This is a genomic window from Erwinia persicina NBRC 102418 (genome assembly GCF_001571305.1).
GTDB lineage: Bacteria > Pseudomonadota > Gammaproteobacteria > Enterobacterales > Enterobacteriaceae > Erwinia > Erwinia persicina.
Genome location: NZ_BCTN01000017.1, coordinates 58,024 through 74,153 on the forward strand (window position 1 = coordinate 58,024; position 16,130 = coordinate 74,153).

General features: G+C 56.3%; 13 protein-coding genes. 7 read left to right on the forward strand and 6 right to left on the reverse strand.

The window, feature by feature from the left end; translation table 11 throughout:
• The first annotated feature begins 139 nt into the window (after positions 1-139).
• From feoA to EPE01S_RS17390, 3 genes are all read left to right on the forward strand, one after another.
• Positions 140-382 (forward strand): ferrous iron transporter A, encoded by a 243-nt coding sequence (gene feoA, locus EPE01S_RS17380; RefSeq protein ID WP_062747636.1) that lies wholly within the window; start codon positions 140-142, stop codon positions 380-382.
• Complete coding sequence (gene feoB / locus EPE01S_RS17385) at positions 379-2,682, forward strand: Fe(2+) transporter permease subunit FeoB (protein ID WP_062747638.1); 2,304 nt, start codon at positions 379-381, stop codon at positions 2,680-2,682. Before feoA ends, feoB begins: the two co-directional genes overlap by 4 nt.
• 112 nt (positions 2,683-2,794) lie before the next feature.
• Complete coding sequence (locus EPE01S_RS17390; protein WP_062747640.1) at positions 2,795-4,483, forward strand: alpha-amylase family glycosyl hydrolase; 1,689 nt, start codon at positions 2,795-2,797, stop codon at positions 4,481-4,483.
• Positions 4,484-4,517: 34 nt separating this feature from the next.
• On the opposite strand, the gene EPE01S_RS17395 is transcribed toward EPE01S_RS17390, so the two are convergent.
• Positions 4,518-4,784 (reverse strand): YdgH/BhsA/McbA family protein, encoded by a 267-nt coding sequence (locus EPE01S_RS17395; protein ID WP_062747642.1) that lies wholly within the window; start codon positions 4,782-4,784, stop codon positions 4,518-4,520.
• A gap of 160 nt (positions 4,785-4,944) precedes the next feature.
• Positions 4,945-5,721 carry a pimeloyl-ACP methyl ester esterase BioH gene (gene bioH / locus EPE01S_RS17400; RefSeq protein ID WP_062747644.1) on the reverse strand — a complete coding sequence of 259 codons (777 nt, stop codon included), beginning with the start codon at positions 5,719-5,721 and terminating at the stop codon, positions 4,945-4,947.
• A gap of 34 nt (positions 5,722-5,755) precedes the next feature.
• On the opposite strand from bioH, the gene gntX reads away from it, so the two are divergent.
• The 3 genes from gntX to fabF all read left to right on the forward strand — a co-directional run bounded on the left by gntX (position 5,756) and on the right by fabF (position 8,521).
• Entirely contained in the window at positions 5,756-6,439 is a 684-nt protein-coding gene (gene gntX / locus EPE01S_RS17405; RefSeq protein ID WP_062747742.1) for a DNA utilization protein GntX, read from the forward strand.
• Positions 6,440-6,497: 58 nt separating this feature from the next.
• Positions 6,498-7,073 carry a Fe-S biogenesis protein NfuA gene (gene nfuA, locus EPE01S_RS17410; RefSeq protein WP_062747646.1) on the forward strand — a complete coding sequence of 192 codons (576 nt, stop codon included), beginning with the start codon at positions 6,498-6,500 and terminating at the stop codon, positions 7,071-7,073.
• Positions 7,074-7,237: 164 nt separating this feature from the next.
• Positions 7,238-8,521, forward strand: coding sequence for a beta-ketoacyl-ACP synthase II (gene fabF, locus EPE01S_RS17415; protein WP_062747744.1), 1,284 nt, complete (start codon positions 7,238-7,240; stop codon positions 8,519-8,521).
• Positions 8,522-8,671: 150 nt separating this feature from the next.
• Here fabF and malQ read toward each other — a convergent pair whose 3' ends face one another.
• On the reverse strand, positions 8,672-10,741 hold the full coding sequence (gene malQ, locus EPE01S_RS17420) for a 4-alpha-glucanotransferase (protein ID WP_062747648.1): 2,070 nt from the start codon (positions 10,739-10,741) through the stop codon (positions 8,672-8,674).
• The gene (gene malP / locus EPE01S_RS17425) at positions 10,741-13,155 is read right to left on the reverse strand and encodes a maltodextrin phosphorylase (RefSeq protein ID WP_062747650.1); all 2,415 of its coding nucleotides are present in this window, start codon (positions 13,153-13,155) and stop codon (positions 10,741-10,743) included. Before malP ends, malQ begins: the two co-directional genes overlap by 1 nt.
• A 445-nt stretch (positions 13,156-13,600) precedes the next feature.
• Here malP and EPE01S_RS17430 point away from each other — a divergent pair, with 445 nt between their 5' ends.
• Positions 13,601-14,431 (forward strand): MrpH family fimbial adhesin, encoded by an 831-nt coding sequence (locus tag EPE01S_RS17430; protein ID WP_062747652.1) that lies wholly within the window; start codon positions 13,601-13,603, stop codon positions 14,429-14,431.
• A gap of 104 nt (positions 14,432-14,535) precedes the next feature.
• Here the strand turns inward: EPE01S_RS17430 and EPE01S_RS17435 are convergent, their stop codons facing one another.
• Positions 14,536-15,294 carry a DeoR/GlpR family transcriptional regulator gene (locus EPE01S_RS17435; protein WP_062747653.1) on the reverse strand — a complete coding sequence of 253 codons (759 nt, stop codon included), beginning with the start codon at positions 15,292-15,294 and terminating at the stop codon, positions 14,536-14,538.
• 12 nt (positions 15,295-15,306) lie between these two features.
• Entirely contained in the window at positions 15,307-16,125 is an 819-nt protein-coding gene (glpG, locus tag EPE01S_RS17440; protein ID WP_062747654.1) for a rhomboid family intramembrane serine protease GlpG, read from the reverse strand.
• Positions 16,126-16,130: the final 5 nt, after the last annotated feature.

A 16,130-nucleotide genomic window follows, 5' to 3' on the forward strand; every position in this document is an offset into this window, starting at 1 on the left:
CGGGCCTGCGGGCCCGCCCTTTTTCCTCAATCTTGTCCCTCTCCCTGCGCTATAAGTTGCTCCATATCAATGTGAGCAATAATCACTCTCATTAAAATTCTCAGTGTCTTTTTCTTCACGCAGCATACAGGCACCTACCATGCAACTGATCCCACAGCAGTTCTACCGTATCGCCGGCTTTTCACCCGCTATCAATCCGGCATTTCGTCAGAAGTTAATGGCGCTGGGTCTGTTACCCGGCTCCACTTTTCAGCTGATCCGCGTGGCGCCACTGGGCGATCCTTTGCATATCGAAACGCGCCGCATCAGTCTGATGTTGCGTAAAAAAGACCTCTCCCTGCTGCAGCTGGAAGCGGTTAACCCGGTGGGAGATCTCGCATGAAAACCTGCACTATTGCACTGACGGGCAATCCGAACGTGGGGAAAACCACCCTGTTTAATCAGCTGACCGGCTCACGTCAGCGGGTGGGTAACTGGGCCGGAGTGACCGTCGAACGCAAAGAGGGGCAGTTCAGCACGGCAGAACATCAGGTGCGACTGGTGGATCTTCCCGGTTGCTACTCCCTCACCACCCTGTCTGCGCAGGCCTCGCTGGATGAACAGATTGCCTGTCAGTATCTGCTGGAGGGCGAAGCCGACCTGGTGATTAACGTCGTGGATGCCAGTAATCTTGAGCGTAACCTCTACCTGACCCTGCAACTACTGGAGATGGGGCAATCCTGTATTATCGTGCTGAATATGCTGGATATTATTGAAAGCCAGCAGACCAGGATGGATCTCAGCATTCTGGAGCAGGCACTGGGCTGCCCGGTGGTGCCGATGGTCTCTACACGCGGGCGCGGCATTGATCGCCTGAAGAATACTATCGATCGTGAGATGCCTGAGCACACCCCGCTGGCCGTGCCTTATCCGCCATCGCTGCAACCCGTGATGGATGCATTGATAGCCGCGATGCCAGCCTCCACGACACCGCAGAAGAAACGCTGGCTGGCTCTGCAGATGCTGGAAGGCGATATCGCCAGCCAGCAGCAGATGCCCGCAGCCGCCGCGTTGCTGCCGGCACTGAAGTCAACGCTGGAGGAGGACGCCGCGCAGACTATCGTCAGCAGCCGCTATCAGTTCATCGAATCACTGTGCCACCGGGTGATCCATGAGGCAGGCATCCGGGCGGTACTCAGTCAGCGCCTGGATCAGCTAACTCTGAACCGCTGGCTCGGCCTGCCGGTCTTTCTGCTGGTGATGTATCTGATGTTCTTTCTTGCTATCAACCTGGGGGGGGCGCTGCAGCCTTTGTTCGACCTCGGCTCTGCGGCCCTCTTTATTCAGGGCACGCAGTGGCTGGGCGTAACCTTGCATATGCCGGTGTGGCTGACGCTGTTTCTGGCTCAGGGCATAGGCGGAGGGATCAATACCGTCATGCCGCTGGTGCCGCAGATTGGCATGATGTATCTGTTTCTCTCCCTGCTGGAAGACTCTGGTTATATGGCTCGCGCCGCCTTTGTGATGGATCGGTTGATGCAGGCACTGGGGCTGCCGGGTAAATCCTTTGTGCCGCTGATCGTCGGCTTCGGCTGTAACGTGCCGTCAGTCATGGGCGCACGCACGCTGGATGCCCCGCGTGAACGCCTTATCACGGTGCTGATGGCCCCGTTTATCTCCTGCGGGGCCCGGCTGGCAATCTTTGCTGTCTTCGCGGCGGCCTTCTTCGGCCAGGGCGGGGCGCTGGTGGTGTTCAGTCTCTATCTGCTGGGCATCTGCGCGGCCATTGCCACCGGTCTGTTACTCAAACATACGCTGATGCGCGGGGAGGCCAGCCCGTTTGTGATGGAACTGCCGCTGTGGCATATGCCGCACGCGAAAAGTCTGCTGCTGCAGACCTGGCAGCGTCTGCGCGGCTTTGTGCTGCGCGCCGGGAAAGTAATCGTGATGGTTAGTATGCTGATCGGCGCGCTGAACAGCTTTTCTTTTAGCGGTCAGGCGGTCAGTCACCTGAATGATTCCGCTCTGGCCAGCGTCAGCCGAACACTGACCCCGCTGCTGGCCCCCATTGGCGTGCACAATGATAACTGGCAGGCCACCGTTGGCCTGCTGACCGGAGCGATGGCCAAAGAGGTGGTGGTAGGTACGCTTAACACCCTGTACACCGCTGAAGCGCTGCAGCAGCAGCCCTTTGACGCCAGCCAGTTCAGCCTGAGCGGACAGCTGTATGACGCTGTAGCGGAAACCTGGCAGGGCATTAAAGCCACCTTCAGCCTCAGCGTTCTCGCCAATCCGATCGAGGCCAGTAAAGGCGACGCCGAAATGGCCAGCGGAGCCATGGGGACAATGCACAGTAAGTTCGTCAGTGACGCCGCCGCCTACAGCTATCTGATTTTTGTGCTGCTGTACGTGCCCTGCGTTTCGGTGATGGGGGCCATTGCCCGTGAAAGCAGCAGCCGCTGGATGATGTTCTCCATTCTGTGGGGGCTGGATCTGGCGTATTCCCTGGCAGCCCTGTTTTATCAGGTTTCCAGCTTCCGACAGCATCCGGGCAGCAGCAGCCTGATTATTGCCATCGTGCTGCTGTTCAACGCGCTGCTGCTGGCCGCCCTGCGCCGCGTGAAAATGCCACCAGCACTGATCCCGGTGAAAAATATTTCCCACGGCTGCACATCCTGTGAAAAAAATGGCCGCTGTCACTGATGCGCTTACGCACGAAGGCGAAACGTCGCGCGAGGAGTTGTGTTTTTTTGATCAGCGTCTACAGTGAAAAATAACGCCTGAATTTTCACTCGCGGTGGCCAGAAAAATAATAATGGATATTATCAATAACTTAATAGATAAAATCTACGACTACTCTTTCCCGCCATCGTGCCTGCAGCGGCTGCATACGCTGATTGCCGATGCACGCGGGGCAGTTTGTCATCCGCGTAAACCGCACTGGGACGAAAAAGACGTGGTGCTGATCACCTATGCCGATCAGTTTCATGCTGAAAATACGCCAACCCTGACGACCTTCTCCCGCTTCTGGCAGCAACACCTCGCATCCAGCTTCAACCTGGTGCATCTGCTGCCTTTCTTCCCGTACTCTTCCGATGATGGCTTCTCGGTGATTGATTATCACCAGGTTAATCCCGTGTGCGGAGGCTGGCAGGAGATTGCCGATTTGCGCCAGCTTACGCGGCTGATGTTCGATTTTGTCTGTAACCACATGTCAGCCGAAAGCGCCTGGTTCAGGCACTATCTGGCGCAGGATCCGGGCTGGGATGATTTCTTTATCAGTATGCCCCCCACCACCGATCTGAGTGCGGTGACCCGGCCCCGGACATCGCCGTTGCTGACGCCGTTCGACATGGCCAGTGGTGAAACCCGTTTTATCTGGAGCACCTTTAGCGCCGATCAGATTGACCTTAATTTCGCTAATCCGGAGGTGCTCATCGCCATGGTGAACGTCCTGCTGGATTACCTGAAAAAGGGGGCGGATTACATCCGTCTGGATGCCGTGGGCTATATGTGGAAAACCCCCGGCACCCCCTGTATCCATCTGGAAAAGACGCATCAGTTGGTCAAGCTGTTTCGCGCTATTGCCAATGAGGTGGCGCCAGGGACCGTGGTGCTGACTGAAACGAATGTGCCGCATAAAGATAACATCAGCTACTTTGGCAACGGGCGTGATGAAGCCCAGATGGTTTATCAGTTTTCGCTGCCCCCGCTGGTGCTGCACGCTATTCACTACGGCTCATCGCGCGCATTGCGCCAGTGGGCCTCCTCGCTCGACGGCGGCAGCGGATCCACCACCTTCTTTAACTTCCTGGCTTCTCATGACGGAATTGGTCTCAATCCACTGCGCGGGATCCTGCCGGAAACCGAGATCGTCTCGCTGGTGCGAGACCTGGCGATGGAGGGCGCACTGGTTTCCTATAAAAACAACCCGGATGGCAGCACCAGTCCGTATGAAATTAACGTCACCTATATGGATGCGCTGAATCAGAAGGTCGATGATGATGAGACCCGCCTGCGTCGTTTCCTGCTGGCCCATGCGCTGCTGCTGGCCTTTCCAGGCGTTCCGGCGGTCTATATTCAAAGTATCCTGGGTTCACGTAATGATATGGACGGCGTCAAAGCCGCCGGACACAATCGTGCGATTAACCGGCAGAAATATGCTGTCAGCGAGATTGAAGCGGCACTGGCGGAAAAAGATTCACTGCGGCAGCGGGTCTATTTCGCCCTCAGTCAACTCATCCAGCTGCGTACCCGCCAGCCCGCCTTCCATCCGGATAATCCGATGAAGATCATCGACAGCGATAATTCGCTGCTGGTGCTGAAACGTCAGGCCAGGGAGGAACAGGAGTCATTGTGGTGTGTGTTTAATCTGAGCAGTAAAGCGGTCAGCATGATGCTGCCGGAGCCGCGCTGGTACCGTGATATAGCCAGTGGCGATCGTATTGATGGTACGCAGTCACTGCGGCTGGAACCCTGGGCTTTTCACTGGCTGAAAATCTGAACCTGCCCACCCGCGGGGTGAGCAGGTAACCCTCTTACTTATACACTTCAGCCAGCGCGTGATCGCGATTACCCTGTTGGGCTGCGACGATCACGTAGTATTTCCCCCCCTTCTCATCGGCCTTTTTCGATAAGCGGGCGTTAGCATCCATGGGGTCGTTTGTGGAGTTTGTCGTTACCGTTCCGATTTTCTCCAGCTTCATCTCCTGCGCTTTTTCACGCGTAATTTGCTCGGCTGCGCCAGCGGTAAACACGGCAAAAGTGGTTAACAGCAGGGCAGAGACAGTGATTAGCTTTTTCATACAATTTCCTCTCCTTAGGGCAATATTTCCAGTTGATGCAGGCCGTAAAAATACGACCACTGTTATTATTGTCCCGGCGGGAAAAAGCGGCAACGTGGTGAATTGTTGCAAAAAGTAATCTGAAATGGCATGACGCATGCCCCGGCACGCTGGCCTTATTTCAGGGCCACACCTCAGCGCTAAAATCAATAATTCGCTGAGAGAACGCCTCCGGGTGAGAGATAAACGGCGCATGGGCCGCCTTGTCGATAACATGACTGTGGCTGTCCGGCCAACTGGCATCCAGCAGCGGGACAATGCGGCGCGGCACCAGTCCGTCCAGCGCACCATATAGCCGCAGGAAGGGCATCGCCAGCGCGGCCATATCCTGACGAAGATCGGCGGTCTTCAGTATTTCCAGCCCCCCGTTCAGCACGTCCACTGTCGGAACCGGACGTTCAAATACCACGCTCTTCAGCGCGCGGGCATCCTGCCTGGCGCTGTCAGTCCCCAGGGTTTGCAGCGCCAGGAAACGTTCCACCGTACGCTGGAAATCCTCACTCAGTTGCTGCTGAAAATTGGCCAGCGTATCGGGTTTGATGCCCGGCCAGTCCTCCGTTGCGCTGAAGCGCGGCGAGGATGCAACGCTAATCAGCCCTTTCACCTGCTGCGGGAAGTCCAGCGCCACCTGGCTGGCCACCAGACCTCCGAGCGACCAGCCAAGCCAGACAGCGTCGGCCGGTACCCGGGTGGCCACCTCCGCCGCCATCGCCTTCAGCGTCATCGGCGCAAAGCCCTGGCTGTGACCGTAGCCGGGCAGATCCACCAGGTGCAGGCAAAAATGCGCGCTGAGTCGACGGCTGATGCAATGCCAGACCCCGGCGTTCAGACCCCATCCGTGCAGCAGCACAAGATGGCGATCGCCGTGGCCAATAGTCTCCCGGTGAAGCGTACTCATGGGTTATGGTCCTGTTTTTTATTGTGAGGTCGCCATGCTACCAATGCCAGCGGGCTGTTGGCTATGCCTGATGCCACTCCGTTACTCACAGCACGGCCTGTGCAGCGTCTGTCTGCGCCAGCTTCTGACGCAGCCAGCCTGTTGCCCGCGCTGTGGATTACCCAGCCAGATGAAGAAAACGGTCTGTGGTCGCTGCCTGCGCCGCCCGCCACCGTGGCAGCACCTGGTGCGCGTTACCCCCTGGCAGCCTCCGCTGGACCGGCTGGTGAACCAGCTGAAGTTTTATCGCGCCACCGCACATGCGGTAATGCTGGCGCGGCTGATGCTGCTATGCTGGTTAATGCAGCGGCGTGAAACCGGGCTGCGCCGACCGGACCTGCTGTTAACGGTGCCACTGCATCACCGCCGTGCCTGGCAGCGGGGCTATAATCAACTGGAGGACATGGCGCACTGGCTGGCCCGTCGGGTGCCATGTCAGTATCTGCCCCGCGCCGTCACGCGCATCCGGGCCGGACATATCCAACACACCCTGGGCGCGGTGGCGCGGCGCAAAAATTTGCGTGGTGCCTTCCGCCTTGAAAGGGAAGTGCGCGGTCTGCATATCAGTCTGCTGGATGATGTGGTGACCACTGGCAGCACCGCCGCCGAGATCAGCCGCCTTCTGCTGGCCCACGGCGCCGCCAGCGTACAGATCTGGTGCCTGTGCCGAACCTTGTAGAGCGTCGGTGATGGGCGTATTATAACCAACGAAATTAGTCAACTATTGAGCAATCGCCATGATCCTAATTACCGACTCTGCACAAGAGCACTTCGCAAAACTGCTGTCAAAGCAGGAAGATGGCACCCAAATTCGTGTATTCGTGATTAACCCGGGTACGCCAACCGCCGAGTGCGGTGTTTCTTACTGTCCGCCTGACGCTGTTGAAGCGACCGATACGGAACTGAAGTTCCCTCTTCTCTCGGCTTACGTTGACGCCCTGAGCGCCCCGTATCTTGAAGATGCTGAAATCGACTTTGTTACCGACAATCTGGGTTCGCAGCTGACGCTGAAAGCGCCGAATGCCAAAATGCGTAAAGTTAACGACGATGCCCCATTAATGGAGCGCGTTGAGTACCTGTTACAGGCACAGATCAACCCACAGCTGGCCAGCCACGGCGGTAAAGTTTCCCTGATGGAAATTACCGATGAAGGCTTTGCTATCCTGCAATTTGGTGGCGGCTGTAACGGCTGTTCCATGGTTGATGTGACCCTGAAAGAAGGCATCGAGAAAGAGATGCTGGCCGCTTTCCCAGAGCTGAAAGGCGTGCGTGACCTGACCGAGCATCAGCGCGGTGAGCACTCGTTCTACTGATTCACCAGGCCGGTTATCCGGCCTTTTTTATTCCTCCCCTCTGTGACATCGCCTGCCTTCACCTTTAACCCTTTCTGCCGAACGTTTATCACGGCATGATTGACGCTGGATCTTTCAGCTTACACGTGTACACTGAAACCTGTTTTCTCAACTTACAGGTCATCATGTTGAACAATACGGGCAGAAGAGTCGTGATCACGGGTATGGGCTTAGTCAGTCCATTAGCAAATGGCGTTGAAGCCAGCTGGCAGCGGCTGATTGCCGGTCAGTCCGGTATTCGTCACCTTCCAGAGGAGGCCTATGGCGACACGGCAATCCGTGTCGGGGGGCAGGTGCCTTCCATCGAGCAGGATCCGCAGCATGGGTTTGACATCGCGGCGCTTATTCCGGTGAAAGAGCAGCGAAAAGCCGATCGCTTTATCCATCTGGCGCTGGCTGCCGCGGAAGAGGCCATGACTCAGGCCGGTTTGCATCATCTGACCGAGGCCGCAAAACTACGTACTGCCACGATCGTCGCTACCGGCATCGGAGGGTTTCATGCCATCAGCAATGCGGTTAAAACCGTGGCAGAAAAAGGCAGCCGCAAGCTGTCGCCCTTCACCATCCCGTCGTTTATCGCCAATCTTGCCGCTTCACACGTGGCGATAAAATATGGCTTTAAAGGGATGCTGGGTACGCCGGTTTCTGCCTGCGCGGCCAGTATTCAAAGCATCGGGGATGGCTTTCGCGCTATTCGTTTTGACGAGGCCGATATCGCCATGGTCGGCGGCTGTGAATCCTGTATTAATCCGGTGTCACTCGGTGGATTCCAGGCGGCTCGCGCCCTTTCAACGGCATTTAACGACCATCCGGAGCAGGCCTCACGGCCGTTTGACCAGTCCCGGGAGGGATTTGTGATGGGAGAAGGTGCCGGTATGCTGGTGCTGGAAGAGCTGACCCGGGCCCAGGCACGCGGTGCCACCATCCTCGGGGAAGTCGTCGGTTATGGCACGACTTCGGATGCCTATCACATTACCGCCGGACCGGAAGACGGTGAGGGAGCCGTCCGCGCCATGACGATTGCCCTGCAGCAGGCAGGGATGACAGGGTGCGATATCGATTACATCAACGCACACTCTACCTCGACACCGGTCGGTGACCTGGCCGAAATCAATGCGCTGCAGCGGGTGCTGGGAGAGAAAGCTCATGCGGCAATCTCTTCAACCAAATCTGCCACCGGGCATCTGCTGGGGGCGGCGGGTGCCGTGGGAGCCATATTCTCACTGATGGCCATGCGTGAGCAGATTGCCCCACCGTCGCTGAATATTGACCGGCTGGACGAGGCGGCAGAGGGGCTGAACATCGTGAAAAACACCGCGCAACCGGTGACCATCCGCAATGCGCTGGTTAATGGCTTTGGATTTGGTGGTGTGAACGGCTCGATTATTTTTAAAGCCTTTACGGCGTAATGGCGGCCGGTGACCTCAGCAGGGGCGGACCAAAAAAGTCCGCCCCGACAGATAACGCCATCGTCACACGCGGAGAAAAACCGGAGGCACGGCCCGCAGCAGATGACCTTTTTCCCTGTCGTCCCGCCTGTCGCAGGTTTGCCTTTATCGTCAGCGTTTACGCCGCTTATTCAAATCGTTAAACAGCAGGTTTACCCCTCTGTCAGCAAACATCGCCTCCAGCGTCATGCTCAGTTTACGTCGCCAGTTAGGATACTCATCGGTGGTCCCCGGCACATTCACCGGATCGGCCATATCCAGCCAGTCCTCCGGCTGCAGCCCCAGCAGCGCACTGTTACTGTCGGCGATAAATCGCTGTAAGCCACGGTTAAGCACCGCCGTCATCTCCATCTTATCAGCCTGCTTACCGCAGCGTTTTGGCACGCATCCGTACCGGTGTAGGGCATCCAGCAGCGCCTGCTTTTGCCGGACCCGCTGGTCATACAGCCCGCGAAGTATCACCTTATCCGGATAGAGCCCCAGCGTTTCACCAAGCGTGAGATCGCCGGCGCTCCAGAACCCGCGCAGGGTCGGCAGATCGTGGGTGGTTGCGCTGGCCATCGACTGACGCGGCCAGGCGGATGGCGCACGATAACGATCCTCACTCTCCTGCTCGAAGTAGAGCACCTTCCAGGAATAGATCCCGCAGTCGCGCAGCTTGCCGACGATCTCCTCCGGCACCGTCCCCAGATCCTCACCGATCACCATGCACTGATGACGCTGGCTTTCCAGCGCCAGGATCGCCATCAGGTTGTCCACCGGATAATGAACATACGCACCAAAGTTTGCCGTTTCACCGTAGGGGATCCACCACAAACGCAGCAGCGACATGACATGGTCGATGCGCAGCGCACCGCAGCTCGCCATATTGGCGCGTAGCAGGTCGATAAACGGCTGGTAGCCGCGTGCCGTCATGATGTGCGGATCCATCGGCGGCAGGCCCCAGTTTTGCCCCTGCGGCCCGAGGATATCCGGCGGCGCGCCCACCGAAGCGTTCAGTCGGTAAAGCTCACGATCGCACCAGGTGTCTGCTCCCCCTTCGGCCACGCCTACGGCCAGATCCCGATAGAGCCCCACCGCCATCTGATGCGCCTGGCAACACTGCCAGCATTCATCAAACTGACGGTTCGCCAGCCACTGCAGCCACTGCCAGAAACGCACCTCATCCTGCTGCTCACGGCAAAACTGCTGTACCGCCTCACTGTTACCGTGCTGAAAGTGTTCCGGCCATGCCGGCCAGCCCCAGCGCGCGGGATCCTCCTTCAGCAGGGCGCAGTGCAGTGCATCATAGGCGGCCTGGTTTAACAGGCTCTCGCCTCCCTGTTCAATAAAGCCCGCAAAGTCCACCACGCTGGCATCCTGCGCGTCACGTCCGGCAAAGTGCTGCCAGGCAAAGCGCAGCCCTTCAATTTTCAGCGCCCCCACGCGGGCATAGTCAACCCGGCCGGCGTCACGTGCAGTCTGGATGGCGGTCTGCGTACTCTTTTTCTGCCACCAGCGCTGAGCGGCAGGACTGTGCTGAAAATCCGCGACGGCAGCCACATCGATATACATCACATTCAGCCAGCGCCGCGAAGAGGGGCTGTACGGGCTGGCATTTTCAGGCTGAGAGGGGTAAAGCGCATGAATGGGATTCAGCCCGATAAATGCGCCGCCGCGCGTGGCGATATCACTCACCATACGCTTCAGATCACCAAAGTCACCGATGCCCCAGTTATGCGCCGACCGCAGCGTATAAAGCTGAACGCAGGCCCCCCACAGTCTCTCCCCGCGCTGCAGCGCTGCCGGTTCATAGCAGCGTTTTGGTGCGATAACAATCCGACAGGGCCACTGCTTTTTTCCCTGCGTCAGCAGCAGCTGATGGTAACCCTCCGGCAGATTCACCGGCAGGTTAATACTCTCTCCGGCGGATACGGTGCCCTGCCAGGTTTTGCCCTGCTCGCTGTCAAACTGCCAGTGGTATTCCCCCTTCCCGCCGGTCAGCAGTCGCTGTACCCGTTTTTTTATCAGCACCTGGCAGGGTGGCAGGGGCGCACTGCCTGCACGGGGCCGGGGTGCCATCGCGGCCAGAAGTTTGTCACGCGTCCCGGAGCTGACCTCTTCCGGCTGTCCGCGGGCATTAATATAGCGAGCTGCAATACCGGCGGCTTCAGCGGCCTGTTCACGCTTTTTGTCGTCCATCACCCCTCCCCAAGCCGTTTTGCCTGCCAGATACGCTGCTGATAATCCCGGACGGAGCGATCGGCGCTGAACATCCCGGTACGGGCGGTGTTCAGGATCGCTGCGGTAGTCCAGGCTTCCTGGTCACGGTACAGTGCCTCCACTCTGAGCTGTGCTTCGCAGTAGCTGGCAAAATCGGCCAGCACCAGCCAGGGGTCCCCTCCTTTGCCCAGGCTGTAGAGCATCAGCTCAAAAGCGTGTTTATCTCCGTCGCTAAAGCATCCCTTTTCCAGCTCTTTCAGCAGGCTATCCAGATGTTTGTCTTTTTTACGTAGCTTAAGCGGATCGTAGCCGCCAGCTTTCAGTGCCTTAACCTGATCGGTCGTATGGCCAAAGATAAAGATGTTCTCCGGGCCGACCTGTTCAGCGATCTCCACATTGGCACCGTCCAGCGTACCGATGGTCAGAGCGCCGTTCAGCGCCAGTTTCATATTCCCGGTGCCAGAGGCCTCATACCCGGCAGTGGAAATTTGCTCTGACAGATCGGCCGCCGGGATCATCAGCTCCGCAGCGGTAATCCGGTAGTCCGGAATGAACACCACCTTCAGCCTGTCGCCAATCAGCGGATCATGGTTAATTTTCTCCGCCACTTTATTGATGGCATAAATAATATTTTTTGCCAGGTAGTAGCCCGGCGCGGCTTTGGCACCGAAGAGGAACACGCGCGGGACGATGTCCAGAGCGGGATTATCACGCAACCGCCGGTACAGAGACAGGATATGCAGCAGACCCAGATGCTGGCGCTTGTACTCATGCAGGCGCTTAATCTGCACGTCGAACAGCGCCTCCGGGTTAACCACAATGCCGGTTTGCTGTGCAATATACTCCGCCAGCCGCAGCTTATTGGCGCGCTTAATCTGGCGATACTGTTGGCGGAAAGCCTTATCGCCGGCGAAAGTTTCCAGCCCCTTCAGCGCATCCAGGTTGTTCGCCCACTCCACTTTCAGCCTGTCATCAATCAGCCCGGCCAGCGCCGGATTACACTGCTTCAGCCAGCGGCGTGGGGTGATGCCATTGGTCACGTTATGGAACTTCTCCGGCCACAGCTGGTGATATTCCGGGAACAGATCTTTTACTACCAGCTCAGAGTGCAGTGCAGCAACGCCATTGACAGCAAAGCCACTGACCACGCAGAGGTTCGCCATCCGCACCTGCTTATCATGCACTACCGCCAGTTTCGCCCAGATCTTTTCATCACCTGGCCACTGCTTCTCTACGATCTTCTTAAAGCGCCTGTTGATCTCTTTAATCAGGATGAAATGGCGCGGCAACAGGCTGCGAACCAGGCGCTCGTCCCAGCGCTCCAGCGCTTCAGGCATCAACGTATGGTTGGTATAGGCAAAGGTCTGGCTGGTGATGGCCCAGGCCTCCTCCCAGTTGAGCTGGTGCTCATCCAGCAGCACGCGCAGCATTTCAGGAATAGCAATTGTGGGGTGGGTGTCATTGAGTTGAATCACCTCATAGTCCGGCAGCGTGTGGATGCTGCGCCCGGCCCGGTGATGACGGCGCAGAATGTCGGCCACGGAACAGGCGCACTGAAAATACTGCTGCATCAGGCGCAGGCGTTTACCCTCCTGATGGTTATCATTGGGATACAGGACTTTCGTCAGCTTCGCGGCATCAATGCCCTGTTGTTCGGCCGCAAGGAATTTTCCGTCGTTAAACAGGGTCAGGTCAAACGGATGGGTATGGCTGGCCTGCCACAGCCGCAGCGGCTGCACCACACCGTTGCGATAGCCTGTCACCGGCAGATCCCAGGCTTCGCCGCGCAGGGTAAAGGCCGGGCGCCATGACAGGCGACCCTCTGCGCTTTTGATGACGGTGCCGCCAATGCCCACGCTGACGTCCAGCGCCGCATTGTGCCGAAACCAGGGGTAACGATCGCGCTGCCAGTCATCCGGGGCTTCAATCTGGTGCCCGTCGTCAAATGACTGACGAAACAGCCCGTACTGATAGTTGAGGCCGTAGCCGGTGGCTGACTGCCCGACGGTGGCCATGGAATCGAGATAACAGGCTGCCAGCCGTCCCAGCCCGCCGTTACCCAGCGCCGGATCGGTTTCTTCTTCCAGCAGCGTACTCAGGTCGCACTGGTGTTCCGCCAGCACTGCTTTGACGTCGTCATACCAGCCCAGATTGAGCAGGTTATTGCCGGTCAGACGGCCAATGAGAAACTCCATGGAAATATAGTTAACATGGCGCTGTTTTTTCCCTGCCTTTGCCTCCGGCTGCGCGGCCAGCAGCTCAGCCAGTGCGCCGCTGACGGCGTGCCACCACTGATGTGCCGTCATCTCTGCGGCACTGGCATAGCCAAGGTGCTGCCACTGACGTGTCAGGGCCGCATCAAAGCGTGCCCGGTTGAATTTCTGTTGCGTCATAGAGTCCCTCTTAAAATGGGCGGACGAAAATGTGACCAGGCACCTTACAGTTAAGACGGAAAAATGAAAAAAAGCTACGATACCGAATCACGAACAGACTCACATAATATCAGCGGATATTATTATATTTGCAATCATCCCCCCAAGCGGAAAAAACCCGATAAAAAAATAAATTACATTTTAAAAACCCCACTTCCATTACTCATTGTAATCTAATGTTAACACTTGATTTTAACGTACTCCTCACCACGCTTACCCTCCATTCGCAGCTTATTGCTGGCCGGGGGTCGCAAGATATTACGGGTATAACTATCGCGGGTCACGTGGTCGGGATGTTCTGAATCAATTATCATAAAAATTCTAATTTTTAATTAATTATCAAAACACAAACATTGTTATATAATTACGGAGCCATAGTTGTACTACTTTTCTGAAGGAAATCGGAATGTTTGTCTTATTTAAAAAGGAAAAATCAAACAGAATCACCATACGTTTGATGATTTATGCCATATCACTAACTGGTTTCATTAGTTTTCACGCATGGGGGGAATTTTATCCTGTTATCGTTTCCATAAAAACTAGAATAGAATCTGCTACAACAGCCACTTATTTTTTTCAACAAGGCGTTGCGAATATTGGTCCAATCAGTGAACAAATCATGCTTCCTGAAGGCTGGTATATCGCCCTGGCACACCGGCACGATGGTTTCCCTGGAGGGGAAGACATCGTGGTACCAGCAGTTTATATGCAAGGCAAAAAGCGTTCTATCGGGGAGGCCGCCAGAGATCTCTACAATCAACAAGGAAGTGGAATCACTAAAATTTATCATTCCGGCAAGGGGAATGGCGGCGAATGTATTGGATACGTCGGAGTAGAAAACATAAGCACACCACATAAATGGATGGAAGCAATCTCCCCTGTAGGTACGTGTATGTACGTTCCTTCCGGGGATGAATGGTGTAAAATAGAAACGCCCGAATTGGTATTCGATCACGGTGTTATATCGTTAAGGGAGAGCGAGGGGCATAAAGCGACGAAAAGACTTGCCATCAACTGCACTGCCGGAACAACTCTTAGATTGTATATCCCTGGAGGTATAAACTCTCTGTTGTTCGCCGGGAAAGGAACCTCTACTTTTTCAACCTCACAAGGGCAGCTCGGAAAGCCAATGCAATTACCGGCCGGCAGATCCAATATTGATATCACCTCCGAACTGCATGGCGTGGGGATCGGCAAATGGTCAACTAGCGGAGTGATGATAGTCGAACCCGTATAATCAAAGGGAATAGTTGCTGTTAATTTATTCGCTAATGAAGTTGTATTCATTAGCTTTTTATATGTAGAGAGAGCGACTCTTTTTTCGGTCGCTCTTTGCCTGGATTAGCAAAGCTCCAGATGGACTTCGTGCTGTTCGATGGTTTTCATCACGCTCGGAGGGGGGGCTTCGTCGGTAAACAGATAATCGATTAACCCCATATTGCCGAGGTTAACCATTGCGTTACGGCCGAACTTTGAATGGTCAGCCACCAGCATCACGCAGCGGGAGTTCTCGATAATCGCCCGTTTGGTGCGGACTTCGTGGTAGTCGAAATCCAGCAGAGAGCCGTCCATATCGATGCCACTGATCCCCAGAATGCCGTAATCAAGGCGGAACTGAGAGATATAGTCGAGAGTGGCTTCGCCCATAATGCCGCCGTCACGGGTGCGCACTTCGCCCCCCGCCAGGATCAGACGAAAATCCGGCTTCGCCATCAGCAGCACCGCAACATTCAAATTATTGGTGACAATGCGCAGATTACTGTGGTTCATCAGCGCGTGGGCAACCGCTTCCGGCGTGGTGCCGATATCAATAAACAGAGAAGCCCCGTCTGGGATCTGACTGGCAACACGCTGCGCGATGCGGGCTTTCTCCGCCGACCACATCATTTTACGATCCTGCCAGGCCGTATTTTCTGAACTGGAAGGCAGCGCCGCGCCGCCGTGGTGACGCTGAATTTTGTTTTGTTCGGCCAGATCGTTTAAGTCACGACGGATGGTCTGCGGACTGACGTCGAAGTGTTCCACCAGCTCTTCAGTACTGACATATCCCTGACGACGCACCAAATCGATGATGGCGTCATGTCGTTGTGTCTGCTTCAAGATCTTCCCCTCTTACCGTTTTATCTGACGCGTATCGACAAAGGCCATCACCAGTCCGACCAGCAGCCCGGTGACATGGGCCGCATTGGCAATCGACAGGCCGAACCAGCCGAAATAACCGACCAGCAGCCAGAGCACGGCAAAAACCATCAGCCCGCGCTGCAGGAAGATGCCGCGTTCCGGCGCACGCTCACCGCATAACCACGAATACCCCATCAGGGCATACACCACGCCGGAAAGCCCGCCGAACAGAACGCCGCTGAACTTGGCCTGCATCCAGCCGCTCAGCAGCGAGGAAATGACCATAATGACGAACAGCTTACCGCTGCCGAGCCGCTTTTCCAGCGTGCCGCCCAGGAACCAAAACCACATCAGATTGAACAAAATGTGCAGCAATGAAAAATGCAGTAGTGCGTGGCTGAACCAGCGCCACAGCTCAAAGTGCTGGTCAGCATCGGGCCAGGAAAGCAGGCTCATCACCGCCCGATCCCCAAAGACCTGCATCAGAATAAATACCAGAATACAGGCGGCCATCACCAGCAGGGTTAATGGCCCGGCGCGATCGCGCACGTTTGCCATCAGGGAGGTGTGCTGATAGTGGATGCCACTGTCGGTACTGCCCGACTGCCAGCTGGCGGCCTGATAGCGAACGTGATTGGGGTCGCGGATAAACTGGTTAAGTTCGTTTTCGACCACCGTGAGCTGCGTTTCATCATCAAGCCACAGGGTATAACCATTGTCGTGCTCAATGCGCAGTGTCACACCGCGCGTGGCCATGTAGTCGACGAACGCCTGAGCCGGGCGCAGATGGGTAAAATGGGTGATGCGCATAATTG

What these genes read in the sequence shown, in the direction of transcription:
- feoA (WP_062747636.1), top strand. Translation starts at nt 140, where the DNA reads ATGCAACTGATCCCACAGCAGTTCTACCGTATCGCCGGCTTTTCACCC.
- nfuA (WP_062747646.1), top strand. Translation starts at nt 6,498, where the DNA reads ATGATCCTAATTACCGACTCTGCACAAGAGCACTTCGCAAAACTGCTG.
- feoB (WP_062747638.1), top strand. Translation starts at nt 379, where the DNA reads ATGAAAACCTGCACTATTGCACTGACGGGCAATCCGAACGTGGGGAAA.
- EPE01S_RS17395 (WP_062747642.1), bottom strand. Translation starts at nt 4,784, where the DNA reads ATGAAAAAGCTAATCACTGTCTCTGCCCTGCTGTTAACCACTTTTGCC.
- bioH (WP_062747644.1), bottom strand. Translation starts at nt 5,721, where the DNA reads ATGAGTACGCTTCACCGGGAGACTATTGGCCACGGCGATCGCCATCTT.
- malP (WP_062747650.1), bottom strand. Translation starts at nt 13,155, where the DNA reads ATGACGCAACAGAAATTCAACCGGGCACGCTTTGATGCGGCCCTGACA.
- EPE01S_RS17430 (WP_062747652.1), top strand. Translation starts at nt 13,601, where the DNA reads ATGTTTGTCTTATTTAAAAAGGAAAAATCAAACAGAATCACCATACGT.
- glpG (WP_062747654.1), bottom strand. Translation starts at nt 16,125, where the DNA reads ATGCGCATCACCCATTTTACCCATCTGCGCCCGGCTCAGGCGTTCGTC.
- EPE01S_RS17390 (WP_062747640.1), top strand. Translation starts at nt 2,795, where the DNA reads ATGGATATTATCAATAACTTAATAGATAAAATCTACGACTACTCTTTC.
- gntX (WP_062747742.1), top strand. Translation starts at nt 5,756, where the DNA reads ATGCTACCAATGCCAGCGGGCTGTTGGCTATGCCTGATGCCACTCCGT.
- malQ (WP_062747648.1), bottom strand. Translation starts at nt 10,741, where the DNA reads ATGGACGACAAAAAGCGTGAACAGGCCGCTGAAGCCGCCGGTATTGCA.
- fabF (WP_062747744.1), top strand. Translation starts at nt 7,238, where the DNA reads ATGTTGAACAATACGGGCAGAAGAGTCGTGATCACGGGTATGGGCTTA.